Below are 23,626 nucleotides of genomic sequence, written 5' to 3' on the forward strand. Positions count from 1 at the left end.
CCGGTAGCCTCGAGCGCATGGAGTCAGCGCGTGGTGCCCAGCAGGACGAGACCCTTTCCCCCTCGGAGCGGGAGGTCGGCGTCGGACCCTGGGAGGGGCGCTGGCCCGAGGGGGAGCACTGGGACCCGGAGCTGCTGCGTGACGGTGACCGGCGCAACGTGGTGGACCGGTACCGGTACTGGCGGCACGAGGCGATCGTCGCCGATCTGGACACCCGCCGACACGGATTCCACGTGGCCATCGAGAACTGGCAGCACGACTTCAACATCGGCACAGTGGTGCGCACGGCCAACGCCTTCCTGGCCGCTGAGGTGCACATCATCGGCCGACGCCGCTGGAACCGCCGGGGCGCGATGGTCACCGACCGGTACCAGCACGTCCGTCACCACGCCACCGTGGAGGAGTTCGTCGCCTGGGCGAAGAAGGAAGGGCTGCCGGTGCTGGGCGTGGACCTCTTCCCCGAGTCCGTGCCGCTGGAGACCTACGACCTGCCGCGGGAGTGCGTGATGGTCTTCGGGCAGGAGGGGCCGGGGCTGAGTGAGGCGATGCGCGCCGCCGCCGCCGCGACGCTGTCCATCGCCCAGTTCGGCTCCACTCGGTCCATCAATGCCGGCACCGCCGCCGGCATCGCGATGCACGCCTGGATCCGCCAGCACGCGCAGGTGGAGTCGTGAGTCACTGCGCGCTGAGACCCTGACATCATGAGATCCAGCGGTCATGCTTCGCAATGGTCTGACCTCTGTGATGTGATGGCATCGGTCACGTCGACGGGGAGGCACTGGTGGTGCATGCGGTGAGAGGCACGGGAGCCCACCGGCTCTCTGCGCGCCCGCTGCCCGCGCTACCCCGCCTGGCCCGTGGTTCAGGGGCCTCCCTGATCTCAGTGGGCGGAGCCGCCCTGGCCCATGTGGCCGCCGGGCATCATGCCCCGCATGGGGTGGTGGTCCTCCTCGCGCTCGCGGTGAGCACTCCGCTCGGCGTCGCTCTGACATCGGTGCGGCACAGCCGGGTGCGCCTGGCGGCGGCCGTGCTGCTGAGCCACGCAATGCTGCATGGCCTATACGCACTGTCCCCTGCCCACTCCACTCTCCTGGCCGCCGGGGAGCTGCAGACCAGCACCCACGGTACGGACGTCTCGGTGGTACCGGACGCGTCGATGGCTGTCGCTCATCTGCTGGCGGCCGTGATCACCTATGCGCTCCTGCGCCGAGGCGAGATCCTGGTGACCTCGCTGCGAGAGCTCCTGGACGTCGCGCGGGTGCTCCTGCTGGTCGTCGCCGCACCTCTCGTCCCGGTCAGAACGATGCGGCGCATGCCGCTCACCTTCGATCGTCCGCGGCTGGCGGATCAGTGGTCGGGCCGCAGCTCACGGACCCTGCGCGGTCCGCCGGCTCTGGCTGCCTGACGCGTCTACGGTGCCCAGCCAGCCGGCAGCATCAGCCTGTGAGTCCGCCTGACCGGGGTGCAAGCGCGTGTTGAACCGGACGTCCAGTCGGTGGTCCAGCTCGGGCGCCGGCTGATTGAGCAGTCCCCGCTCACCGTTGCGTTCACGTGCTGTGCCCTGAGGAGCCCCTGTCACGAGGCGGCCACAGGTCTGACTGACCCGATCGACTTTCTTCCTGGAGACAGACATGACCTTGACGACTGAGAACCCGGAGACGGCGCGTCCTCCGGTCGGTGCGACGCGCGGCTGGCTGCCAGCCATGCTGCGCCGCCTGCATTTCTACGCAGGGATCCTCGTAGGGCCGTTCATCCTGGTCGTCGCCGTGACCGGGGCGCTCTACGCCTTCTCGCCGCAGCTGGAACGGGCCGTCTACGCAGATCTGCTGGAGGCGCCGTCGTCGAGCGAGGAGCGGCTGCCCCTGGAGGACCAGGTGGACGCCGCCCAGGTGGCACGGGGAGGAGACGCCGTCCCGTCCGCCGTGCGTCCCGCTCCGGAGCTCGGTGATACGACGCGCGTCATGTTCGCAGCCGATGACGGAGCCGACGGGCATGAGGCCGAGCCCGTGGCGGTCTTCGTCGATCCCGCCACCGGGGAGGTGCTGGGAGAGGACCACGTCTATGGCACCAGCGGCTCGCTGCCGCTGCGCACGGACATCGCCCAGGCGCATCGGCATCTCTTCCTCGGCGACTGGGGACGGATCTACAGCGAACTGGCGGCATCCTGGCTCGCCGTCGTTGTGCTGGCCGGTGTGGGCCTGTGGGCGGTGCGGTGGCGGGCGCTCCGCGCCTCCCGCAGATCGAGGCGGGATCTCCTGCTGCCCGGTCGCACGGGCCCCGGGTACCGTCGGACCCGCTCCTGGCATGCCGCCCTGGGGATCTGGTTTGCGGCAGGTGGGCTGTTCCTGGCCGTCACAGGGATCACCTGGTCCACCTACGGCGGGGCCAATGTGGCCGATATGCGGCAGGCGCTCAGCTGGCAGACCCCCGCCGTGGAGACGGACCTCAGTGATGGCGCGCCCGCCGAGGACGAGCATGCGGGCCATGAGCACCACGGTGGTCACCACAGCACATCGGAGGAGGTCGACGTCGACCCGGCCGCCATCGATCATGTCCTCCACGCCGCTCAGGAGGCCGGATTCACCTCGACGCATGTGGAGATCACCCTCCCGACCGGGGCGGATCAGGCCTGGAGCATGGAGGACGTGTCCATGCGTCTGCCGGCTCCGGAGCTGCAGGCCGTGGCCGTGGACGCCGGGTCCATGGAGGTCATCGATGCGCTGCGCTTCGACGACTACCCGTTCGTCGCGCAGTTGGCCCAGTGGGGCATCTGGCTCCACATGGGGACGCTGTTCGGACTGCCGAATCAGCTCATGCTCTTCGCCCTGTCCCTCGGCCTGGTGGTGATGGTGATCTGGGGCTACCTCATGTGGTGGCAACGGCGCCCCCGGCATGGTGGGCGCGCCATGGGTCCGGCGCCTGCTCCCGGGGCGCTGCGCCGAGCTCCCTGGTGGGGCGTGGGCCTCACCGTCGGCTCAGCGGGGCTGGTGGCCTGGTTCCTGCCGGTGTTGGGGGTGAGCCTGGTGGCGTTCGTCCTCGGAGACGTGTGCTGGCAGGTGCACCGTCGTCGCCAGTCTCGCCGGGAGGAGGCCCCGACAGCGTCAGCGGTGCGGGATTGAGGTCAGCGGCGCGTGCGTGAGCGCAGGTGCGCGATCCGCAGCCCCGACGCGACGGCGAACAGCACACCGGCGGCCAACAGCACCGCTCCGAAGAACGGGCTCTGCGGCACCGTGAGTGCGCCGAGTGGGACGTCTCCGGAGACGAGGGCGAGCCCCAGCAGACTGAGCGCGACGGCGGCGAGCAGGCTCTGGAGAGCCTGCGTCTTCTGGCGGGCGTTCACGGACGTGGCAGGGCGCATCTGGTCCTGGCCTCAGCCCAGCGAACGGGCCCAACGGCTGAGGAACTCGGCGCCGGCGTCGTCATGGATGGCGCCGGTGTCCGAGGTCAGCACCGGGTGCGCGGTCTCCGGGATGCCGTCGGCGGGGCGGACGTCCACATGGCTGACCCGGTGGCCGTGCTCGTGCAGCCAGGAGGCCATCGCGTAGTCGGTGCGGGAGTCGCCCATCGTGTACCAGGCCTGCGGGCTGATGCCGCGCTCGCGGAGCAGCTCCAGGGCCCGGGCGGCGCCGAGGTCCTTGCCGACGCGCTCGTGCTCGATATCGGTGGAGATGATGGTCGGGTCGACGCGGACGTCACGGACCTGGTGCTTCTCCAGCAGGGCGGGGACGGCGGCGTCGAACTCCGGCTGGACCGCCAGGTAGTCCTCATTGGCGACGTCGGTGCGCTGCTCCAGGGAGATCATCGCCCGCTTGGTCTGGTCGAAGAACATGTGCCCGCTGAACCGCTCGGCCACCAGGGTGCGGACATCCTCGGCCAGGGCGGCGGGCAGGCGCAGCTCCTCGTCGAGGTGGATCTCGCCGAGGCCCTCCGGGGTGACCTCGGCCCAGACCGCGCCCTTCTCGCTGATGGTGAAGACCGGGGCGCCCGCGCGCAGGCCTGCCTCGCGCAGCGGCGGGGCCACCTGACGGGCGATGAAGTCGTCGGAGCGCCCGGTGTTGAAGATGACCGGGATGCCCCGGTTGGCCATGGCGGCCAGGTCGCGGCCGATGGAGGTGATCGCCACCGTCCGGGAGACCGGCGAGGCGATGGGGCCGTCCACATCCAGCAGCAGCCCGAAGGCAGGCTCGGCGACGACGGTGGGGGAGGGCGCGGGGGAGGCGGTCATCCCACCAGTATCAGGGATTCAGGCCGGCTCAGCAGTGGTGGTGCTCACGCCCCGGATGCAGGGACGCCGGTCGACGTCGTGTGACGGGGCTCGCTGAGCGCCGGTGACCAGCGACGACGGCGGGGAGAGGCGGTTCCCGGCGTCATCTGTCGGCCAGGAATTTCTGTGAGCGGCTCCGCGGTTATATCCTGGTGTAGCCGCGCGCGGCGATCTGCGGAGATGATCTGCAGAAGGGTCGGCGCGGGGAACAGGACAGAAACTGCATACGGGGCTATAGCTCAGCTGGTAGAGCGCGTCGTTCGCATCGACGAGGTCAGGGGTTCGACTCCCCTTAGCTCCACCCATGTGATGCGTCGCGAGATGAGTCACTGCAGACCCCCGGACCATCGGTCCGGGGGTCTTTCTCGTGTGTCGTCCACAGCTGTGCTTCGCGTCCTCGAGATCGCCGCGGCGTGCCACGGGTTGCCCAGGCTGCATGTCGCTCGAGAGAGATTCTTCGCACCGAGATGTATCACCGGCGCACGTCGGTGCTCCTTATGGGCAGATCCACAGGTCGTGGATCCTCGGCTACATCAAGGAGGCTGCCATGCCGGAGAACACTCCCCGCAGAGCGGGGGCGAAGGAACTGGAGGTTCTGCAGGCGCTGCGCAAGAACGGCGCTGTGAACTTCGAACGCATCGGAGAGATGGTCAAAGACATGCCGGACACGGTGCTCGACCCGGACGTCGTTTCCGGCGACTACATCGCCACCGGCTACTCGTCTGTCATCCACGTCTGGAAGACCGGCATCGAGCAGCTCGGTCTGGACGAGGCCGCCGACGTGCGTGATCTCTCTGACCGACTCCGCCGCCCCGGGCGCTGACGTCATGATTCACCCCACTCCGGGTGCCGACTGGCGGCGAGGCGAGCTCATCAGCCGCCTCGTCGCCACGTTGGACTTCGCCCAGCAGGCTTCCGCCCACCTGCTCACCGCCCCCGAGTCGGACACCACCGACGACGACGCCAGCCCGGCCTTCCTCCGTCGGGCGAAGTTCGTCTGCGAGACAGCCCTGCTGCTGCACCTCGCCTCCAAGGTCCCGAACCCGCCCAGACGCCTGACGAGTCGCATCGACGAACTCGCCACAGTCCTGGCGCCCCACGCCCGTGACGAGAAGACGGCGCTGTGGATGCGGCTGCGCCCCGCCATGGCCGCTGAGCTCGGTGTGGCTCACCTATGCCTCACCACCCTGGGCCACCCTGATCAGCGGTTCCATGAGGAGTACTGTGCCGCGCTGAGCAGCACCAGCGTCGGGCCTGCCGAGCGCATGGCGTGGAAGGACCTCGAGGCCGCCTGGCACCGCGAACTCGGCGCTCCTCTGCCGGAGCTCGACCTCGACGCGGCCACTCGCCGGACGGCCTACAACCAGGGACAGGACGTCATCTCCGCCTCGCGGGAGGCCTGCTACGCCGTCACACACGGGCTCATCTACGCCTCGGGATTCGGGGCGCACCGACCGGCCCTGGTCCGTGCTGAGCCCGAGCTGCTGGCCGACATCGACGCGATGACGGCACGTTGCCTCGACGAGGACGACTTCGATCTCGGGGCCGAAGTGCTGCTCACGTGGCCCCTGATCCGCGGCACCTGGTCGCCGACCGCGACGTTCTCACTGCGCGTGCTCGACCACGTCACCGAAGCGTTCGGGATCCTCCCCTCGATGACTCTGCGCAGCAGCACCTGCGCAGAGCTGGATCCGGCGGCACAGGCGAGGTATTACTTCCGCGAGAGCTACCACACCGAATATGTGTGGGGACTGCTGATGGCGGCGATCCTGCGCACAGCCCGTCCGGTGCCCCAGCGGCCAGCGCCGGCACCACCGGGACGGGGCGCGATCGCGGACCGTCTGATCGGCCTGCTGCCGCCGCGCAGCCCGGAACCCCAGTGGCTGGACGTCCTGGCGGCCACGGAACCGGACGAGCGCGGCGCGTTGGTTCCGCTGCTCGCCGACGTCGGGGTCCGTCGTGCGGTGCTTGCGAAGGACTTCGCCCGAGCCCACGAGATCGTGCTGACCTTCCTCGAGGCTGAGGCGCCGCCGACCTCGATGATCATCCAGGCCGGGGAGCTGCTCACCCGTTTGGCGCGCTCCGCAGACCTGGCCGCCTGAGGCCTCTCGAGCGCCGGGCGCCTCTGGACGGTCGGCACGCCCTCCACATAAGCTCATCACACCCGCCACGTGCGAGAGAAGGGTCCGATGATGGACACTCACGACAACCGTCGGCACATCTCCCCACCGCCGTTGCCGGCGCTGCCCCCATCCGAGCTCGCCCGCCACGGTGCCCGAGTCCTTGACCCCGACACGGCGGTACAGACGCCCGGCGCCCACCTCGGGACCACGGTCTACCTCGCGCGACGGCTTCTGGTCCGGGGCCTGCCCGGCGGGTCAGCGGACCGTGTCATCAAGACGCTGCAGACATGGAGCGACGAACGGGGCCTGCGCCTGTTCTGGAGGGCCGCGCCACGTCACGCCGAGGCTGCCGAGGCCTGGGACCGCAGGGACCGGGAGCGACTGGACGGCACCCTCCATACCGCGGTCGACATCACCCCGGTGGGCGACGAGCCTGCTTCCCCTCCGGACGCCTGGGACCTGCTCCAGCGGCTTCGTTACGACTTCCGTGACGACGTCGAGCTGATCAACCAGGTGGCGCTGGACCACCTGATGGCCGCTGGTGGCCCCGCCGGGGGAACGACATGGGGCGGCGTCGGCGGGATCTGGGGTGGCGTCGGTGGCATCTGGGGTGGCGTCGGTGGCATCTGGGGTGGCGTCGGCGGGATCTGGGGCGGTGTCGGCGGACCTGCCGGACCGGCTGGCGGCGGCAGCGGCCGGACCCCAGTGGTGTGGAGCGCCCCTGACCCGCGGCTCACAGCTTCTGCTGCACGACACGTGCCGGTGGTCGCTGTCCTGGACACCGGTGTCGGCACGCACCCGTGGTTCGCCTCCGAGGGTGAGGGCTTCAGCCGCTATCGCGGCCCCGGAGCCGATCCCCGCGTGCTCGCCCGCTTCGATGACCCTGAGGCTGAGTTCACCGGGGTCGTGAGCGACCCGCTCAACGGGCTGCTCGACCGACTGGCCGGTCACGGCACCTTCGTCGCGGGCGTCGTCCGACAACGGTGCGCCCAGGCCCACCTGCTGGACGTGCCGGTGATGGGCCCCGACGGCGTGGTGGCCGAAAGCGACGTGCTGCTCGCCCTGGGTGAGCTGCTGCGCCTGCACCTCCGCCGTGAGATCCCCGTCAGGGCGGAGACCGAGTCCGTCGAACAGGCGCTGGACGTCGTCAACCTGTCGATGGGCTACTACCACGAGAGTCCGGATGATCCTTCCGCCGCAGCGCCGCTGGCGGCGGTGCTGAGGTCCCTCGCAGACGCCGGCGTGGCCGTCGTCGCCGCGGCGGGCAACGGAGCCACCTCGACGCCGTTCTTCCCGGCGGGGCTGAGCGGGCGGCTGCCCGGCCCGCCACCGCTGGTCAGCGTCGGTGCCCTCAATCCCGACGACCGCACGGTCGCAGCGTTCTCCAACAACGGTGATTGGGTGACCGCCCATGCCCCGGGCGCGGGGGTGGTCAGCACCGTGCCGGTCACACTGACAGGAAGCCGTGGCCGATGGCTGGAGGTCGACCGTGACGATCCGCTGACCCGCGGCACCGCCGACCCGGATGACTTCGGGTCGGGCTTCGCCACGTGGAGCGGCACATCGTTCGCCGCACCATGGGTCGCCGGCGACATCGCGGCGGGGACCGCAGAATCCGGCAGCGTGGCGGACGCAGTGGAGAAGGTCCTCGCCGAACGACGGGCACACCATGCGGCCACCGGGCGGCGCACGGACCGAGAGGATGACCCGCAGTGACAGGCTCATCGAGCACCGCAGACGGGACCCACGCGGCCGATCCGACGCACACCGCCGGCCCGACCGGCACCGCCGGCGCTCCCAGTATGGCTCGGCGGACCGCCGCGGCGTTCGCGGGTTTCCGCGCCGGGGAGATGGACCGGATGGACGAGTTGGTCGAGACGGTCACCCCGCTGCTGTGGCACACAGCCCGCGCTCAGGGCCTGGACCAAGACACGGCGCGCGACGTGGTGCAGACGGCATGGCTCAGGCTGGTTGAGCACGCTGACCAGATCGACGACCCGCAGGCCGTCCTGGGCTGGCTGATCACCACCACCCGCCGGGAATCCTGGCGCTTGGTCCGTCACGACCGTCGGACGTCGGGCGAGGAGCTGCGCTCCGAGGAACGGCTGCCGGACCCCGCCCCGGACCCTGCCGAGAACGCGGTCCTGACCAACGAACAGCGCACACTCTGGGCCCACGTCACCCGACTCTCCGCACGATGCCGCACCCTGCTCCGCGTGATCGCCTTCAGCGACCGTCCGGACTACGCAACCATCGCCGACGCGCTGCAGATGCCCGTCGGCAGCATCGGCCCGACCCGGGGCCGCTGTCTGGCCAAGCTGCGTGCGGCCCTGCTGGCCGACCCGACCTGGGAGGGACGCTCATGAGCGCCGATGACATGGACCCCGACGGCTCGCTGGATGGGACCGACGACCGCATCCTCTCCGATCTCGCCGAGCTGTGGTCCGCAGCCGATCCCGTCCCCGAGGACCTCGCCCTGGAGATCAGGTTTCAGCTGAGCGTCCAGGCGCTGCGTGCCGAGGTCGCCGAGCTGCAGTACGGCGAGAGCCAGGCGGACCCCACGGCCGACGGCCCCGTCCTGGTCGGCGTCGACGCGTTCCGCGACGGTGCTCCGATCCGGACGGACACGCTGACCTTCAGCTGTGATCGCCTCAGCACGATGATCACGGTCACGCCGGTGAGCCCTGAGGGAGAGCCGCACGGCGCCGGGGCTGCCAGGGGCGCGGACCGCACCGGGGCTGCCGTCCGCATCGACGGATGGGTGACCGTGCCGGAGTGCAGGATCGAACTGCGGGTCCTCACCACAGATCGTTCGGGGGCCAGCGCGGTGCGCCACCTTCGGGCCGACGATGACGGCCGCTTCACCGTCGACGCTGTCCCGGTGGGCCCGGCCCAGCTGATCCTCCGGCACCGCGACGACACGGTCATCACGCCCTACTTCGACCTGTGAGCCCAGATCCGACCCACGGAGGGAGGCCACGATCAGCGAACCTCACCGCGGGTCGCCCGCGCGCTCCGGCCGACCCGCGCACGCCGACCCGCCGCGACCACCTGAGGACAGGAGGGGAGCCGACCCCGATCAGCTGATCGCTCTGGTGGACCAGGCCGTGACGGCCAACGCGGATGGGCGTCCGACGCGCGCAGAAGAGCTCATCGGTGAGGTGCTGAGCCGCATCGGACCCGGACCGGTGCCCGACGACCTCGTCACCGTCGCAGGGCGTGCCCGGGTCACCCTGGCCCTCACCCGGTTCGAGACCGGGCACCGTGAGGAGGCCTTCAGCCTGCTGGACGAGGCGGACCAGCTGGCGGACTCGCCCGGTGGGAGCGCGGTACGGGTCCTTGCGGCGATCCAGCGTGCGGGGCTGCAGGGGCGCCTCGGCGACTGGGCGGCCTCCCTGGCCACGATGGAGTCCCTCGGGGACTCCGCCGTCGAGGTGAGTCCTCGGGCGGCCGCCGTCGTCGCCCTCAACGCCGGACTCGCGCGTCAGTTCCTCGGCGATGTGGCGGGCAGCGCGGCGGACCTCGACCGGGCCGAACGTCTGGCGAGCCGACACGGGATCGACGATGTCGCCGCGGCGGCGCTGCATAATCGCGGCCGGTTGGAGTTCGTCCGCGGGCACCTGAGCCGGGCGTTGGAGCTCATGGGCCAGGCCCGTGAGCTCGCCGGCGTCCGCGCCGCGCAGGCCGATCTCGACCGAGCCCGTGTCCTGCTCGAGGCCGGCCTGCTCGATGCCGCCGGCGACCTCCTGGCCACCTGTGAGGCGATCGCCGAGGACGAGAACCTGGTGCACGATCTGGGAGAGATCACGATGGAGTTCGCCCGCCTGGCCATGCTGCAGGGCGACTACCCCCTGGCTCGCCGTCGAGCCGAACGAGCGCGGCAGATCTTCGTCGAGCACGACGAGTCGGCCTGGCGGACCCAGGCGGAGCTCCTGGCGACCGAGGCCGATCTGTCCACGGAGCTCCCCTCCGACGAGATCGCGCGCCGTGCCTCCGTTCTCGCTGACGGACCCGCGGAGGCCAGCGGGGTCGGCACGACGGCGGCGCTGCTGGCGGCCGAGGCGCACGCCCGCAGCGGCGCCCTCGAGGAGGCACGGAGGCGCCTTGCGGCAGTCCGTGCGCGCCGACTCAGTCTGCCGGACAGCCTGCATCGCCACCTGGTGCGAGTCATGATCGCCGCGGCCGAGGGTGACGCCGCCACCGTGCGGGGCAGCGTCCTGGCCGGCGTGGCGACACTGGGTCGCGAGCAGGGTCGTCGCTCCGGGCTCGACACCAGGACCGCGATGGCGCTCCACGGACGGCGGCTGCAGGCCCTGGACATCGACCTGGCGATGGAGTCGGGATCGCCGGCGAAGATCTTCGATGCCTGCGAGAGGTGGCGGGGAGTCTCCCATCGGCTGCCCAACGTCACTCCGGTCGCAGACTCCGAACTGGCGCAGCTGCTGACCAGACTGCGGCAGGCCCGCCTGGCGCTGCGCGAGGATCGAGGTCCTGCCGAGGCTCTCCGCGATCAGATCGAGCGCCTGGAGGAGCACATCCAGCGGCGCGATTGGGGCACTGACGCTCCTGACGTCCCGGCCGACGAGTGGACGATGGCGCCTGCGATCGACGTCACTGCGATTCGGCGACGGCTCGTCGCGCGACACAGCACGGGTCTGATGAGCCTGTTCGTCCACCGGGACCGGCTCCGGGCGGTCACGGTGACATGTGAGGGTGCATGGCTCACCGACCTTGCGGCGGTCGATGACGTGACCGGGCTGATGCGCCGCCTCACTGCAGACCTCCGGGATCTGGGCCGGGCGACCGACCCACGTCTCCGTTCGGCGATTCGCCGGGCCGTCGACGCGGCCCTGGCCGATCTGGGCAGGGTGCTCGCCCCGGCGTCGCCGAGCACGGCACGGGTCGTGGTGCTCCCCACTCGTCTTCTCGCCTCGCTGCCGTGGGGAATGTTGCCCCAGCTGAGCGGCCGGGTGGTGACGGTCGCCCCGTCTGCGACATTCTGGGCCGGACCGGCCGGCCGAACGGACCAGACGGACCAGACGGACCAGACGGTCCCGGTGGGCCAGGAGCGGCCGGGCGTGGAACCGCTGCAGGTCGCCGCGATGGCGGGCCCAGGCCTCTGCCGCGCCACCGAGGAGGTGGAGGCGGTGGGGCGGGCGTGGCCACGGGGCCGGACAATGATCGACCAGGAGGCAGACGGGGCGGCGATGATCGAGGCCCTGCAGCGCAGCCGGCTGGTCCACGTCGCCGCACATGGCACGCATCATGAGCAGAGCCCCCTGTTCTCCTCGATCCTTCTGGCGGACGGGCCGGTGTTCGCCCACGAGCTCCAGAGCTCCGGAATCGGCGCCCGACACATCGTGCTGTCGGCCTGCGACGTCGGACGGGCCGTGATCCGGCCGGGTGAGGAGCCCCTCGGGCTGACAGCGGCCCTGTTGGCCTGCGGGGTCGACTCAGTGATCGCTGCCGTCGCTCCGGTCCGGGACGAGACCTCGGCCGAGGCGATGGTGGCCTACCATCGGCAGCTGGCGCGCGGGACGGATGCCGCTGCTGCTCTGGCGGAGATCGGGGAGGCGCACCCGGAGTCTCGACTGTTCTGCGCCTACGGTCGAGACTGGTCCGCCCTGCCGGGGTGAGGGTGGTCCGGCACGCCTGGCCGACAGCCTCTGGCCCAGGGTGCGTCCCGTCCGTTACAGCCCGGGCCCGCGGCGTCCGCACCAGACGACGACGGCGCTGACCGCGATCATGGCCACCGCGATGCCGGCCAGGTGCAGGATCACGCCGGGGTAGCCGGCCACCGGGGCCAGGTCCGGGCTGCCCGGATCCATGAAGGGATACGGGTACCAGAAGGGGGCGCCGGTGGCCGGATCGGTGACCAGCGGGCCCCGGACCATCGTGTAGATCGCCCACAGCAGCGGGAACGCCACCATCACCCACAGGGAACGCCAGGGCAGCGCCCGACGACGCGGCCCCACCAGCAGGTCGGCGAAGACGAACAGGGGCACCACCAGGTGCAGCACTTCGTTCGACCACGGCGGGGGATCGCTGCCTGGAGGCAGCGGAAGATGCCGCAGCAGGGTGTTGTACACCGCCCCGGTGATCAGCACGCAGCTGGTGATGCAGGCCAGCCCCAGGGAGAGCGCCGGTGGGTCCACCTGGGAACCGCGCCGACGGATCAGCGGGCGCAGTCCGGCCCAGGAGAGGAACACCGCTGCGGCTGAGTTGGAGAGGATCGTGAAGTAGCTGAAGAAGTTCCCCACGGTGGCGCCCAGGGGCCGGCCGTGTTCGAGGGCGCCGTACCAGGCGGCGACGAACTGCGCGATCACCGCTGTGGCCGCGAGCACGCCGACGAGCACCCGCAGGGCGGACCAGAGGATCAGGCTCGGCGGCAGTCGGCGCAGGGCGATCTGCGGCCCGGTCGGTGCGTGCGCACCTCCGTGCTGGGTCATCTTCTCGGCCTCGGCCACCCGGTGACGTCCTTCCCCCTCGCCGCACCCCGCCGACGCCGTCAGGCTCACCGCCGGACGGCCGACGCACGGGTGGTCATCCGACCATGTATAGCGCATCAGCATCTCGTGGGCCAGGACTGAGGGCTCGCCGTGGGGCCGTCAGGGGAGGTCGCGCTCCGCGGCAGTCCGCTGCGACCGCTCAGATGATCTGCAGCTCCCGCAGCTTGGCGGCGACGTCGTCGTTGCTGGGCTCCACGTGGTGGGAACCGTCCGGGTAGGCCACCACGGGGATGTTGGTGCGCCCGGAGATCTCCCGGGCGACGTCGGCGGCTGCCACATCCTGCTCCAGGTCGATGTACTGGTAGGCGATGCCGAGGCCGTCCAGCTGCGCCTTGGTGCGGCGGCAGTCGCCGCACCACTGGGCGCCGAACATGCGGATCGTGGCGGGGGTCGTCTCGGTCATGGCGGGTCCTCTCGGGCGATGCGATCGGTGGGATGCTGTGCCGACGTCCACTGCTGCAGCGACGTCCACAGGGGGAACCATCGGCGCTGCAGGAGGATTCCCGGGGCGGACAAGGGGCCGAGCACAGTCGCTGTCCCTGTTCCCGGGATACGACGCCGCACTGGGGCGGGCGCGCGTCATGGCGGGACCTGGCCCCTGAAACAGGGACACGGAGTTCTCCTTCGTCGTCGGAGGCGACGTCCGCGCGCGGAGCAAGGGCTACCTGGCCGCCGCCCTGGCCGGTATTGAGGGCGGGGCCTGAGGCTCAGATCAGCTGAGGCAGAGCCGTGGCGACCATGTAGACGCCCAGCCCGCCCAGGACTGCCCCGCTGACGGCCTGGATGCCGTGGGTGACCGCCGGTCGGGCCAGCCAGCGACGGGCGGCGTCGGCCAGCACCACGACGGCCACCAGATAGAGGAAGATGCACAGCGCCACCGTCCCGCCCAGGGCGAAGGTCACCTGCGGCACGCTCATCTCGGCCGAGGTGAACTGCGGGAACAGGGCGATGAAGAACAGCCCGGTCTTCGGATTCGTCAGGCACGTGGTCACCCCGGCCAGCAGTGCGGTCCGGTTCCGGGTCCTGGGCGGCGCGGCGACGGCGACCGATCCTGACCGGCCGACGGCATCCTCGTCGTCGGTCCTGGCTGGCCCGGCGTCGAGCCTCGGCCCGTGGGCATGGACGGCAGACGTGATCGGAACGGAGCCGGCCGGACGGGACGCCCAGGCCGCCCGCGCGGCGCGCAGCGCCCGGGCGCCCAGGATGATCAGGTAGGTGCCGCCGAGCAGCGTGAGTCCGTAGAAGGCGGTGGTGGAGCTGTGCAGCGCGGCCGCCACGCCGGCCGCCGCCAGCCCGGCCCAGGCGAAGATCGCCACGGAGGAGCCGGTGGCGGCCAGCAGGCCGGGGCGACGGCCAGCCATGGCGTAGCGCAGCGCCAGGAAGGTGTCCGGGCCCGGCGTGACCGCCAGGATCGCGGCGACGCCGAGAAAGGCCAGGTAGCTGCTCAGGGTCACGATGTCTCCTCGGGGGCGAACGTCCAGCCTCACCATTCCATCTCCTCCCATCGTTAGGGACAAGCACGTGTTCTTGAACGATTGTTTGCCAGCACCGTATAGTCATGGCATGCAGAATCCACACCGTCTCCAGATGCTGGAGGCCGTGATCGCCAGCGGCTCCATCCACGCGGCCGCCCGGAACCTGAATTACTCGCCGGCGACCGTCAGCCAGCACATGAAGCAGCTGGCCCACGAGACCGGGCTGGAGCTGTTCACCCGGGAGGGCCGGGGTATCGTGCCCACCGAGGCGGCCCGGGAACTCGTCGCCCACTCCTCAGGGGTGCTCACCGAGCTGCGTCGGCTGGACCGCACCATCGCCGACCTGCGGGAGTCGCCGGTGGAGCACCTGGCGGTGGCGTGCTTCTCGTCGGCCGCTCAGGTCTGGCTTCCGGAGGTCATCGAGGCGGTCCGCACCCACCACCCGCAGGTCACGGTGGAGGTCAGCCTCAACGAGCCCTACGGCGGACACGGTCGCCGCCACGCCGACCTCGACATCCGCAACGAGCCTCTCGATGAGTCGCCGGAGCAGGGGGCTGGCCTGCACCTGGACGGCTACGAGCGGCATCCGCTGGCGGTGGACGACTTCTTCGTGGTGCTGCCCGCGGGACATCGATTGGCCGACCGCGAGGTCATTCCGCTGCAGGAGCTGCAGGACGAGCCCTGGATCGACCACGACATCTACGACAGCCCCACGGGCCGGATCATCAGCACCGCCTGCCGTGCGGCGGGGTTCGCGCCGGGGTATGTGGCGCGGCTGGATGATCATCACGCGGCGCTTGCGTTGGTCGAGGCCGGAATCGGACTCACGGTCCTGCCGCGGCTGGCGCTCACCGGCGTGGGGGAGAGGCTCCCGGTCCGGGCGCTGACCGCTCCGGAAGTCCGCCGACGCATCGTGGTGCACGCCCGGCGGGCTCCGCAGCCGCGTCCCGTGGTGCAGCGCGCGCTGCGGACGCTGATGGAGCTGTCCGCGCGTGTCTGAGGGCGGCCCGGGGTGCAGGAGTGAGCGGTGAGGGATGCGGCAGTCGACGACGCCGAAGCCTCGCGCGGCGGGGGCTCCACTGACTATCCTGCGAGCACACCGGAAGGACCAGCTTCGTGGCAGGCATCCTCATCACCGGGGCCGCCGACGGGCTCGGACGCATCGCCGCGGAGAATCTGCAGGCGGCCGGCCACGACCTCACAGTCCATGCCCGTCACCACGACCGTCTCGACTCCCTGCGGCCACTGGTGGACGAGGGCGCGTCCGCGGTCGTCGGGGACCTGGCCGAGGTGGACCAGGTCCGGGGCATCGTCGCGCAGGCGAAGGCGATCGGCGGCTTCGACGCGGTCATCCACAACGCCGGAGTCCTCCGCGGCGCGCACCTGCTGCCGGTCAATGTGGTGGCCCCGTACCTCCTCACGGCGCTGCTGCCCCGACCTCGACGGCTGATCCACCTCTCCAGCGGGCTGCATCACGGCGGCCACCCCACACTCGAGGGACTGGACTGGGCGGGGGCGGAGGAGACCGCCACCTATGCGGACTCCAAGCTGATGGTCACCGCCCTGACCGTCGTCGTCGACCGCCTGTGGTCGGAGACCGCCTCACACGCCGTGGACCTCGGTTGGGTACCCACTCGTATGGGCGGCGCCGCAGCCACCGGCGACCTCCAGGAGGGAGCTCGGACCCAGGAGTGGATGGCCGTCACCGACGACGCCGCCGCCGACGTCGGCGGGTACTGGCACCACCGGCGTCGCGAAGAGCCCCATGGCCCCGTCCACGACGATCAGTTCCAGGAGCAGCTGCTGGCTGCGCTGGCCGAGTACACCGGCGTCGAGCTGGGTCGAAACCGGGGCCCGCTGCAGGGCGATGCTGACCCGAACCATCTCGGGACGGCCGTGACTCGTACCATGGACTATGGAAGGGTTGTCCCGGGCTGACCGGGCAGATGACGCCGCCTTGTTGGCGGGCCTCGCAGTGGGCGACGCCGCTGCGGCCACGGCCTTCGTGCGCCGATTCCAGCGCGCCGTGTTCGGGATGGCGGTCAGCATCACCCGCGACCCGGCCCTCGCCGAGGACGTCAGCCAGGAGGTGTTCCTGCGTGCCTGGCGGGCGGCCGAGAGCTATGACCTGCGACGCTCCTCCGTGCTGACCTGGCTGTTGGCGATCTCCCGCAACGCCGCCATCGACGCCGTGCGTGCCCGACGTGCCACTCCTCTGGAGGACGAGGTCCTGGACCGGCTCGTGCACGACTCCTTGGACCCAGCGCCGGACCAGGAGGAGACGGTGCTCAATCAGATGGAGTCGGAGCGGGCTGTCCGCAGGTTGCACGGCCTCTCACCGCCCCAGGCGCGGGCGGTGGTGCTGGCAGTGTTCTGCGGATGCACCGCCGCTGAGGTCGCCGACCGGGAGTCGATCCCCCTCGGCACGGCCAAGACACGCATCCGGGACGGACTGCGTCGCCTGCGGGACCGAGAGGAGGCCGGGCCATGACCCAGACCCACCCCGATCCGCACCTGCTGGTGGACCTCGCGCTGGGCACCGGTGACGTCGAGTCCACGGCGTCTCTGATGGAGCACATGGCGCAGTGTCCGAGCTGCCGCCGTTCCGTCAACGAGCTCCTCGACGGTGTGGAGGCTGTCCTCCCGGCGGCGCCGCGCGCCGCCCCGGCACCGGGGCTGGAGTCACGGGTGCTGGCCAGCCTGGGGATGGAGCCGCCGTCTGGCGTGTCCGACTCTGACCTCCGGGGCCGGCGCCGCGGGCGGCTGAGAAGGGTCCTGCTGCCGGCCGCGGCCGCGGCGGCGGGCCTGGCCGCCGGGATGGGCATCACCTGGGGCGTGCTCACAGGACAGCCGCCGGCGGGCCCGGAGGATTCAGGGCGGACCCCCCTCGTCACCGCCGACGTCGAGCAGGACGTCGGGCACGACATCGAGCAGGACGTCGAACGGGGCGTCGAGCAGGTCGGGGAGGTCACGCGTGCCTACGGGGAATCGGGGGCGCTGCTGGTCATCGATGTGGTGGAGCCCTCGGAGAGTCCGACCGTCACCTGTCTGGTGCGGCTGGCCGACGGCACTGTGCAGGAGATCGGCGAGTGGCCGGTGGGCGCGGACGGCGGCACCTGGGTGGTCCCCGACGACGCTCCTGGTGTGGTGGAGGTCGTGCTCGTCGACCAGGACGGGCAGCGGTGGGCCTCCGCGCGCCTGTGACCGACCAATCCCTCTGCGGCTCCCAGACGTATCTCCGGTATGAGACCACACCTGAGGAGAACTCCTGCACAGCCCGGGATCCGCCGGGCGAACACGCCCCTGGCCGTCCTGGCCGCCGCGGGGCTTCTGCTGGTCGGCTGTCAGGGCGACGATCCGACCGATGATCAGGGCGCCGAGGAGGAGGCGGAGAGCCCCCGGACCGGCTACGGCGCCCCTCGGGAGACCGAAGACACCGACGCCGAGGAGGTCGAAGAAGCTGACGGTGAGGAAGCTGACAGCGAAGCAGGGACCCACCTGACCATCACCGACCATGAGTTCGACGTCCCGGAGCCCGTGGCGCCTGGGGCCGAGATCACTGTCACCAACCACGACAGCGATGCCCACACCGTCACCTCCGACGAGGTCGGGCTCTTCGACGTCGACGTGGGCCCTGGGGAGACCGTCTCCTTCGTCGCGCCCGAGGAACCGGGCGACTACGGCCTGCACTGCGTGCCTCATCCGTATATGACCGGCACGCTCGTCGTCGAGTGACCGGCCCTCCAACAGTCCTCTGACAGGCGCCACGGCGTCCTCGCGGCCACGTGGTGGACGTGCCCGTCTGTGCGGATCGCATGAAGTTCACGGACACCCCGCTCACGCCGGGGTGAGGCAGGCCGGTCCGCGACCTTCGGGCGGGCACCCATGTCATCATCCGTCAGGGCGTCAGGGTAGCGGCAGGGTCAGTGGTCGCCGTCGGGCGCCGGTGTCTCACCTCGGGAGAAGGTGTGCGGATCTCTGGTGACTCGGTATGTCCAGCTGGTAGAACGGTGAGCACAGCCTCCAGGTGAGGCTTCCGAACGATCACCGTTGCGGTGCGGCGAGAAAGAGGCTGAGGTGGCAGGCGATCCGGGACGGGTGACGGGGGACGCGGCGGATGCTGGGAGCAGCTCGCCCTTGCTGATTCCGGTGCGCCTCGACGTCGCGGTGAACGTCACTGATCGGGAGGGTCTGCAGACCCCGCACCCGGACCTCGCCTCCGCGCTGGCCGCTGTGCGACGCGGACATCATAGACGCCTGTCCCCGGTCATCGGGCTCGACGTTGAGCAGGGTGCTGCCGATGTCATCGAGCCTGGGTGCTGGACGCTCGAATACATCGAACCGGAGCGGTGCGAACGGCCGCCTCGTCAGGCGGTGGACTTCCTGCTCAACTGCACGGAGTGGACGCTGACGGTCCCGGGAGGGGCACCGCGCCGCATCGACGGGGCGGAGCTGCGTCAGGAACTCGCGGCAGTGATCCGTGCCGCGGGACGTCCTGCCGAGGTGGTCGGGGACCTGTTGGGCATCCGCCCCACGGTCTTCACCCTTGACGCGCAGGGGGCATGCGGTCCCCGCGCCTGCGGCGCTGGCGACGCGCATCCGGACCGCTGAGCCGCCGCAGACGGACGCGGAGGACGAAGGCGCGGCTGGGCATGGGGACGGGGAGCATCCGTCAGGTGCGGCCGACGTCGCCTCGAAGCCCACGCCTGCTGGTCACGGTGCCGCCGAGGGGGAACCTCCCCTGGATACCGGCGAGTGTGAAGTGCTCAGCCGCAGCGCGCGCCGCGCGCAGGACCGAGAACGGCGGAAACGACGCCGTCGGAGGGGCGCGGTACTGGGCGTGATAGGGGCGGTGCTCGTCGGCGTCGTCGCCTGGTACGCCGTAACGGGTGAGGACGACGCGGCGAGAGAAACTCCCGTGACGACGGGTCCGGACCTCGTGGACTCCAGGGCTGACCTCCGGGACGAGTGCCCCATGCGGCTGTGGGATCTTCCGCCATCGGAGGCCAGGTAGCTCTCCGAGTTCTCGGCAGGGGTCCTGAGCATCGATGAGGAGGGCGACGCACTGGTGCTGAGGGCAGGGCTGACCGGTGAGCAGGTGGCGGAGATCCAGCTGGACTCGGAGCTGCAGTGGACGACGGAGCTGCGGCTGCTGGGGGAGGCCGAGGACGCCGTCGACGCCGTGGGCGTTCGGACCGAGAACGCGTTCACAGTGGTGACCGCCGCAGGGGAGGAGCAGAGGTGGGAGATCCCCGAGGGCGCCGAGGTCACGGCGATGGGAGAGATGCCACTGCTGCACGACCAGAACGGTGTCCACCTGTTGGCCCTGGACTCGGAGGAGCCGGAGCTGCTGGAGGTCAACCCCGAACTGATCACTGGGGCGGCGGACCGGTCAGGGGTCGTCCAGGCCAGGCCCGGCGAGCCTGAGGTCGTCCGGATTCCATGGACAGATGACGAGGACTCGACGGCTCTGGCGGCTCCTGAGGAAGGTTTCGTATTCAGCAAGCACCTGGCGGTGGGGTATGGGTACGGGCTGTCCCATTGGGCGGCCGAGGAGCAGAGCTACTACATGGTCCATGATCTCGAGGAGGGCGTGGCCCACGCTGTCCTGGAGACGCCGACCCCGGCCGCCGAGGCACCGGCCTGGGACGGAGCCGACTTCAGCGTGGCGTTGGGGCCTGCGGCCGTGGTCGAGGCCGAGAGCGGGCGCCACCTCGTGCTCGACCAGCACGTGTATAGGGAGACTGACAGAGTGATCGGGGTGTCCCCCGGGGGGGGCATGTGGGTGCGGCAGCCGGATGGTTTGGTGGTGGCGCTCTCCCGAGACCGAGGGGATGCTTGATGATGCCTGTGAATCGGCCTGTCGGAGTGCGTGCAGGACTTGCAGCCGCCGTGGTGGTGGGCCTCAGTGCACCGCTGAGCGCGCTGCCGGCCCATGCGGAGGCCGAGGAGTCGGTCCGTGACGTGCCTGCGGAGGTCAGGTCCGACGCGGTGCCCGCGTCTGACCCACACGACTCTCTGGACACCTCCGAAGACTCCGAGTAGGACGACGCCAGGCCTGTCGAACCTGATGAGCGCCCGGCGGATCCCGAAGGTACCCCGGAAGAGCGCCCGGTGCAGCCGGAGGAGCGTCCGGCCGATCCACAACCTCGCCCTGACGAGTCAGGTGGGCAGCAGGATCAGCGGCCCGACAATGGTGCTCGAGACCGTGACGACGACCGACCAGGCCAGCCCGGCGGCTCAGATCAGTCAGACCGCTCGGGCCGTGCAGGACAGGACCGCATGATCGAGCGATCCAGCTCCGAGCCGAGGCCGAACGGCGCAGACACGGTTCAGGGGCGACCGGACGCCACTCCTGCCCCGACATCCGACCCGTCTCCGAGGGGATCAGAGGAGACGCCGGAGCCGGACTCGGCCAGCCCCGTCTCCGAAGAAGTCCAAGAGACCCAAGAGACCCAGGAGGCTGAGGGGACCGCCGACTCCGTTGAAGCTTCCGAGGGAACGGCGCGTGCCGAGACACCCCGCGCATCCGGGGGTGACGATGGTGAGCTCCCGGTGGCGCGCGGTGACGAGCCGGTGACCTTCGACGCCAGACCCGCTCCCCGGAATGACGGATCCGTGAACGCCTTGGACCGGGGGCCTCCCACGGCCCTTGAGGACCGCTTCCCTGGATCCCCGGCCGAGTCTTCGGAGATCCCCGATGCGGGCGCGGAGGCCCTGGAGCGCGGCGAGGGCGGGCAGTCACCGACCGCCGTCGAGACAGAGTCTGCGGCGTCTGCCGAGGAGGCTGACGCCACAGACGACGCCGAGGCCGGCGAGGCGCGCGCCATGGAACGGATCGCCGGAGTGCCCACAGGTGCATGGGCCACCGTGGGACTGTTCCTGCTCGGTGCTCTCGGCTGGACTCTGTACTTCTTCGGCTGGCGCCCCGGCCGCAGCAGCTGATGCTGTGCCGCCGTCGAGGATGACCTCGCGCGGGCATGACCCGAGAGGCCTGTCGGCCCTGTCGCAGCTCCTGAAATGAAGCAACGACAGGGCCGACATATGTCGTCGTCAGCTCAATGCGCTGAGGTGGGGATCTACTCGCCGGTGACGAAGAGGACCTGCTGGTCGGCGCCGCCCAGGCGCTGCGACGGAATCCCGTCGATGTCGTCCAGGGGGTGCTCCACTCCGGTGAAGTCGACCTCCTCGCCCACCTCGACGGTGCCGTGCTCCGGCGTCGTCACGGAGGGTGCCCCGTCGCGGAAGGAGAACTCCGCGTCCTCGTCGAACACCAGCACCTGGGGCTGACCGTCCTGAGCCAGCGCCATGTAGCCGCCCGGGCCGATGATCAGCTCGCCGGAGACGTCCACTGCGGGGCCCTCCGGAGCCTGGCCGGACACGAAGGCGTGCGGGCTCTCGCCGACGGTCTCCACCGACACGTCGGAGGCGCCGTCGGCCTCTGCCTCCTCGGCCTCAGCTTCGGCGTCATCCTCAGCGTCGTCTTCGGTGCTGGTCTCGTCCTCGGGGGTCTCGACCTGCGCGGTGTCCTCGTCACCGGGGGCGTCCACGGCGGCGTCGTCTTCGGCGGCGCATCCGGTGGCGAGCAGTGACAGCACCATGGCCCCGGCGGCCAACGCGCTGCGCGGGCCGGGGGTCGTGGTCGCGGGGGACAGGGGTGATCCTGTGGGCATGGGGTGAACCTTTCTCCGCGGCGCGGTGCGCGGGCTTCGACAGAAAGCTGGTGGGATGTGGGTCCCCGGGGGATCCGGTTCTTCCGGGCGGGGCGGGCGCCCAGCCCTCGGGTGCACATCCTGCCGTAATGGCACAACGTGCCATCATGGCAACGTGTGCACAGTGGTGGTGATTCCCGTACTCTGCTGGATGTGACCAGTTCCACCACCCTGACACAGCGTCGCATGGAATCCACCCGGCTGGACATCGCCCGCTCCGCGGCTCGGCTCTTCGCCGCCGACGGCGTCTCGGCGGTCACTGCCGAGAAGATCGCCGACGGTGCGGGGGTCTCCCTGCGCACCTTCTACCGGTACTTCCGGACCAAGGAGGAGTCGGTGGCGCCGCTGCTGAGCGTCGGGGCCGACCAGTGGCGCCAGGCCCTCGCGCACACGGGGCCAGGTGATCCGCGGACCGCCGTCCCGCAGGTCATCAGGAAGCTCCTGGACGTCGACGATGGCGCACCCGACTCTTCGCGGCGGATCATGCGAGGTCTGCTGCGTGCGGCCGCCGAGGACAGCGCCCTCCTGGCAGTCTGGGACCGCGTCAACCGCGATTCCGAGGCACGTCTCCAGGAGGTCATCACCGGCCTCGTGCCGGACGCGGATCCGCTGGCGGCGCGTCTGATGGCCGCAGCAGCCACCGACGCCGTGCGGATCGGCTTCGAGCACTGGGCCGCCGAGACCGGATGCTCCGAGCCGCCCGCCGAGCTTGCCGTGCGGGCCTTCGAGCAGCTGTCCCAGGGGATCCGCCTTTAGGGCTGACGCGCACCGGATCTCAGCGGCTCAGCTCAGCCGGGTGGCCCTGACGATCACGTCGTGCAGCGTGATGCTCTCCTCGGCGCGCACCATCGTTCGGCTGGCCTCCTCCGCGGCGTCGACCCGCCACGAGGGCCCGTCCAGCAGGGCGACGACGTCGGCGGCCCGCACCTGCGCCTCCTGCGGTGGGTTCCCCCGGTGCCCGGGGGTGTCATGGGAGTGAGCCTCGCCGTGGCCGTGCAGGTGGCCGATGATCAGCAGTGTGCCTCCCGGCGCCACCCAGCCGGAGACGCGTCGGTAGAAGTCCAGCTGCGGAATCGTGGGGTGCGCATAGTGGGTGGTCACGAGGTCGTAGGGCTGCTCCGGCGCCCACGCCGTCAGATCCGCGGCGACGAGCTCGACGCGCGGTTCCATGCCGCGGGCGCGCAGGATCCGCGCGGCTCGGTCCAGGGCGGTCCGGGAGATGTCGACGCCGGTGACTCGCCAGCCCTGCTCCGCGAGCCACGCGGCCTCGATCCCGTGGCCGCAGCCGGCGTCCAGGGCCCTCCCCGGTGACAGCGGCGAGACCTCGCGCACCAGATGGGGGTTCGGCTCCCCCGGGCCGGGGGCCTCGGCGGCCATGGACGGGCGCGTCTCCGGAAGGGCGTGATAGTGCTGTTCCCAATACTCGGCGTCGAATTGTCGTGTCACGCTCTCTCCGCTCTCTCCGCGTCCCCGTGGCCGGGGCGGTTCTCGTGCTCCCCGGCTCTCCGATGCTTCCGGTGGCTGCCGGGAACAACAACGCTCA

General features: G+C 70.8%; 26 protein-coding genes and 1 tRNA gene. 20 read left to right on the forward strand and 7 right to left on the reverse strand.

What is annotated here, in order from left to right:
- Positions 1 to 17: 17 nt before the first annotated feature.
- The 3 genes from ACYVKI_RS07215 (at position 18) to ACYVKI_RS07225 (ending at position 3,119) form a co-directional block, all read left to right on the forward strand.
- The gene (locus tag ACYVKI_RS07215; RefSeq protein ID WP_460689666.1) at positions 18 to 674 is read left to right on the forward strand and encodes a TrmH family RNA methyltransferase; all 657 of its coding nucleotides are present in this window, start codon (positions 18 to 20) and stop codon (positions 672 to 674) included.
- A gap of 119 nt (positions 675 to 793) precedes the next feature.
- Positions 794 to 1,405: a hypothetical protein gene (locus ACYVKI_RS07220; RefSeq protein ID WP_460689667.1), complete on the forward strand. Its 612-nt coding sequence runs from the start codon at positions 794 to 796 to the stop codon at positions 1,403 to 1,405.
- Positions 1,406 to 1,631: 226 nt separating this feature from the next.
- Positions 1,632 to 3,119 carry a PepSY-associated TM helix domain-containing protein gene (locus ACYVKI_RS07225; RefSeq protein WP_460689668.1) on the forward strand — a complete coding sequence of 496 codons (1,488 nt, stop codon included), beginning with the start codon at positions 1,632 to 1,634 and terminating at the stop codon, positions 3,117 to 3,119.
- Between the two features lie 2 nt (positions 3,120 to 3,121).
- Here the strand turns inward: ACYVKI_RS07225 and ACYVKI_RS07230 are convergent, their stop codons facing one another.
- Both ACYVKI_RS07230 and ACYVKI_RS07235 read right to left on the reverse strand, forming a co-directional pair.
- Complete coding sequence (locus ACYVKI_RS07230; protein ID WP_460689669.1) at positions 3,122 to 3,358, reverse strand: hypothetical protein; 237 nt, start codon at positions 3,356 to 3,358, stop codon at positions 3,122 to 3,124.
- Between the two features lie 12 nt (positions 3,359 to 3,370).
- On the reverse strand, positions 3,371 to 4,225 hold the full coding sequence (locus tag ACYVKI_RS07235; protein WP_460689670.1) for a Cof-type HAD-IIB family hydrolase: 855 nt from the start codon (positions 4,223 to 4,225) through the stop codon (positions 3,371 to 3,373).
- Positions 4,226 to 4,492: 267 nt separating this feature from the next.
- On the opposite strand from ACYVKI_RS07235, the gene ACYVKI_RS07240 reads away from it, so the two are divergent.
- The 7 genes from ACYVKI_RS07240 to ACYVKI_RS07270 all read left to right on the forward strand — a co-directional run bounded on the left by ACYVKI_RS07240 (position 4,493) and on the right by ACYVKI_RS07270 (position 12,023).
- A tRNA-Ala gene (locus ACYVKI_RS07240) sits at positions 4,493 to 4,565 on the forward strand.
- A 246-nt stretch (positions 4,566 to 4,811) separates the two neighbouring features.
- A complete protein-coding gene (locus ACYVKI_RS07245) occupies positions 4,812 to 5,087 on the forward strand; it encodes a hypothetical protein (RefSeq protein WP_460689671.1) in 276 nt (91 codons plus the stop codon).
- Positions 5,050 to 6,366, forward strand: coding sequence for a DUF6895 family protein (locus tag ACYVKI_RS07250; protein ID WP_460689672.1), 1,317 nt, complete (start codon positions 5,050 to 5,052; stop codon positions 6,364 to 6,366). Before ACYVKI_RS07245 ends, ACYVKI_RS07250 begins: the two co-directional genes overlap by 38 nt.
- A gap of 87 nt (positions 6,367 to 6,453) precedes the next feature.
- The gene (locus ACYVKI_RS07255; RefSeq protein WP_460689673.1) at positions 6,454 to 8,103 is read left to right on the forward strand and encodes a S8 family serine peptidase; all 1,650 of its coding nucleotides are present in this window, start codon (positions 6,454 to 6,456) and stop codon (positions 8,101 to 8,103) included.
- Positions 8,100 to 8,753, forward strand: coding sequence for an RNA polymerase sigma factor (locus ACYVKI_RS07260; RefSeq protein ID WP_460689674.1), 654 nt, complete (start codon positions 8,100 to 8,102; stop codon positions 8,751 to 8,753). Before ACYVKI_RS07255 ends, ACYVKI_RS07260 begins: the two co-directional genes overlap by 4 nt.
- Entirely contained in the window at positions 8,750 to 9,337 is a 588-nt protein-coding gene (locus ACYVKI_RS07265; protein ID WP_460689675.1) for a hypothetical protein, read from the forward strand. The genes ACYVKI_RS07260 and ACYVKI_RS07265 overlap by 4 nt, the downstream gene beginning before the upstream one ends.
- A gap of 157 nt (positions 9,338 to 9,494) precedes the next feature.
- Positions 9,495 to 12,023, forward strand: a complete 2,529-nt coding sequence (locus tag ACYVKI_RS07270; RefSeq protein WP_460689676.1) for a CHAT domain-containing protein — start codon at positions 9,495 to 9,497, stop codon at positions 12,021 to 12,023.
- A gap of 54 nt (positions 12,024 to 12,077) precedes the next feature.
- Here ACYVKI_RS07270 and ACYVKI_RS07275 read toward each other — a convergent pair whose 3' ends face one another.
- From ACYVKI_RS07275 to ACYVKI_RS07285, 3 genes are all read right to left on the reverse strand, one after another.
- Positions 12,078 to 12,854: a Pr6Pr family membrane protein gene (locus ACYVKI_RS07275; RefSeq protein WP_460689677.1), complete on the reverse strand. Its 777-nt coding sequence runs from the start codon at positions 12,852 to 12,854 to the stop codon at positions 12,078 to 12,080.
- Positions 12,855 to 13,035: 181 nt separating this feature from the next.
- Positions 13,036 to 13,299: a glutaredoxin domain-containing protein gene (locus ACYVKI_RS07280; RefSeq protein WP_460689678.1), complete on the reverse strand. Its 264-nt coding sequence runs from the start codon at positions 13,297 to 13,299 to the stop codon at positions 13,036 to 13,038.
- 304 nt (positions 13,300 to 13,603) lie between these two features.
- Positions 13,604 to 14,350, reverse strand: coding sequence for a LysE family translocator (locus ACYVKI_RS07285; RefSeq protein WP_460689679.1), 747 nt, complete (start codon positions 14,348 to 14,350; stop codon positions 13,604 to 13,606).
- A 109-nt stretch (positions 14,351 to 14,459) separates the two neighbouring features.
- Between ACYVKI_RS07285 and ACYVKI_RS07290 the strand changes: the two genes are divergently transcribed.
- The 9 genes from ACYVKI_RS07290 (at position 14,460) to ACYVKI_RS07330 (ending at position 21,316) form a co-directional block, all read left to right on the forward strand.
- A complete protein-coding gene (locus tag ACYVKI_RS07290; RefSeq protein ID WP_460689680.1) occupies positions 14,460 to 15,371 on the forward strand; it encodes a LysR family transcriptional regulator in 912 nt (303 codons plus the stop codon).
- A 116-nt stretch (positions 15,372 to 15,487) separates the two neighbouring features.
- Positions 15,488 to 16,309 carry an SDR family NAD(P)-dependent oxidoreductase gene (locus ACYVKI_RS07295; RefSeq protein WP_460689681.1) on the forward strand — a complete coding sequence of 274 codons (822 nt, stop codon included), beginning with the start codon at positions 15,488 to 15,490 and terminating at the stop codon, positions 16,307 to 16,309.
- On the forward strand, positions 16,287 to 16,862 hold the full coding sequence (locus tag ACYVKI_RS07300) for an RNA polymerase sigma factor (RefSeq protein ID WP_460689682.1): 576 nt from the start codon (positions 16,287 to 16,289) through the stop codon (positions 16,860 to 16,862). The genes ACYVKI_RS07295 and ACYVKI_RS07300 overlap by 23 nt, the downstream gene beginning before the upstream one ends.
- Positions 16,859 to 17,575: a hypothetical protein gene (locus ACYVKI_RS07305; RefSeq protein ID WP_460689683.1), complete on the forward strand. Its 717-nt coding sequence runs from the start codon at positions 16,859 to 16,861 to the stop codon at positions 17,573 to 17,575. The genes ACYVKI_RS07300 and ACYVKI_RS07305 overlap by 4 nt, the downstream gene beginning before the upstream one ends.
- A 39-nt stretch (positions 17,576 to 17,614) precedes the next feature.
- Positions 17,615 to 18,106: a cupredoxin domain-containing protein gene (locus ACYVKI_RS07310; protein ID WP_460689684.1), complete on the forward strand. Its 492-nt coding sequence runs from the start codon at positions 17,615 to 17,617 to the stop codon at positions 18,104 to 18,106.
- Between the two features lie 342 nt (positions 18,107 to 18,448).
- Positions 18,449 to 18,982, forward strand: coding sequence for a hypothetical protein (locus tag ACYVKI_RS07315; protein ID WP_460689685.1), 534 nt, complete (start codon positions 18,449 to 18,451; stop codon positions 18,980 to 18,982).
- 457 nt (positions 18,983 to 19,439) lie between these two features.
- Positions 19,440 to 20,213, forward strand: a complete 774-nt coding sequence (locus ACYVKI_RS07320) for a hypothetical protein (RefSeq protein ID WP_460689686.1) — start codon at positions 19,440 to 19,442, stop codon at positions 20,211 to 20,213.
- Entirely contained in the window at positions 20,213 to 20,416 is a 204-nt protein-coding gene (locus ACYVKI_RS07325; protein ID WP_460689687.1) for a hypothetical protein, read from the forward strand. The genes ACYVKI_RS07320 and ACYVKI_RS07325 overlap by 1 nt, the downstream gene beginning before the upstream one ends.
- Before the next feature lie 573 nt (positions 20,417 to 20,989).
- Positions 20,990 to 21,316, forward strand: a complete 327-nt coding sequence (locus ACYVKI_RS07330) for a hypothetical protein (RefSeq protein WP_460689688.1) — start codon at positions 20,990 to 20,992, stop codon at positions 21,314 to 21,316.
- A 134-nt stretch (positions 21,317 to 21,450) separates the two neighbouring features.
- On the opposite strand, the gene ACYVKI_RS07335 is transcribed toward ACYVKI_RS07330, so the two are convergent.
- Positions 21,451 to 22,044, reverse strand: coding sequence for a hypothetical protein (locus ACYVKI_RS07335; protein ID WP_460689689.1), 594 nt, complete (start codon positions 22,042 to 22,044; stop codon positions 21,451 to 21,453).
- Positions 22,045 to 22,236: 192 nt separating this feature from the next.
- Here ACYVKI_RS07335 and ACYVKI_RS07340 point away from each other — a divergent pair, with 192 nt between their 5' ends.
- Positions 22,237 to 22,839 carry a TetR/AcrR family transcriptional regulator gene (locus ACYVKI_RS07340; protein ID WP_460689690.1) on the forward strand — a complete coding sequence of 201 codons (603 nt, stop codon included), beginning with the start codon at positions 22,237 to 22,239 and terminating at the stop codon, positions 22,837 to 22,839.
- A gap of 27 nt (positions 22,840 to 22,866) precedes the next feature.
- Here ACYVKI_RS07340 and ACYVKI_RS07345 read toward each other — a convergent pair whose 3' ends face one another.
- Entirely contained in the window at positions 22,867 to 23,529 is a 663-nt protein-coding gene (locus tag ACYVKI_RS07345; protein WP_460689691.1) for a class I SAM-dependent methyltransferase, read from the reverse strand.
- Positions 23,530 to 23,626 lie beyond the last annotated feature (97 nt).

It is taken from the genome of Nesterenkonia suensis, from assembly GCF_054782935.1.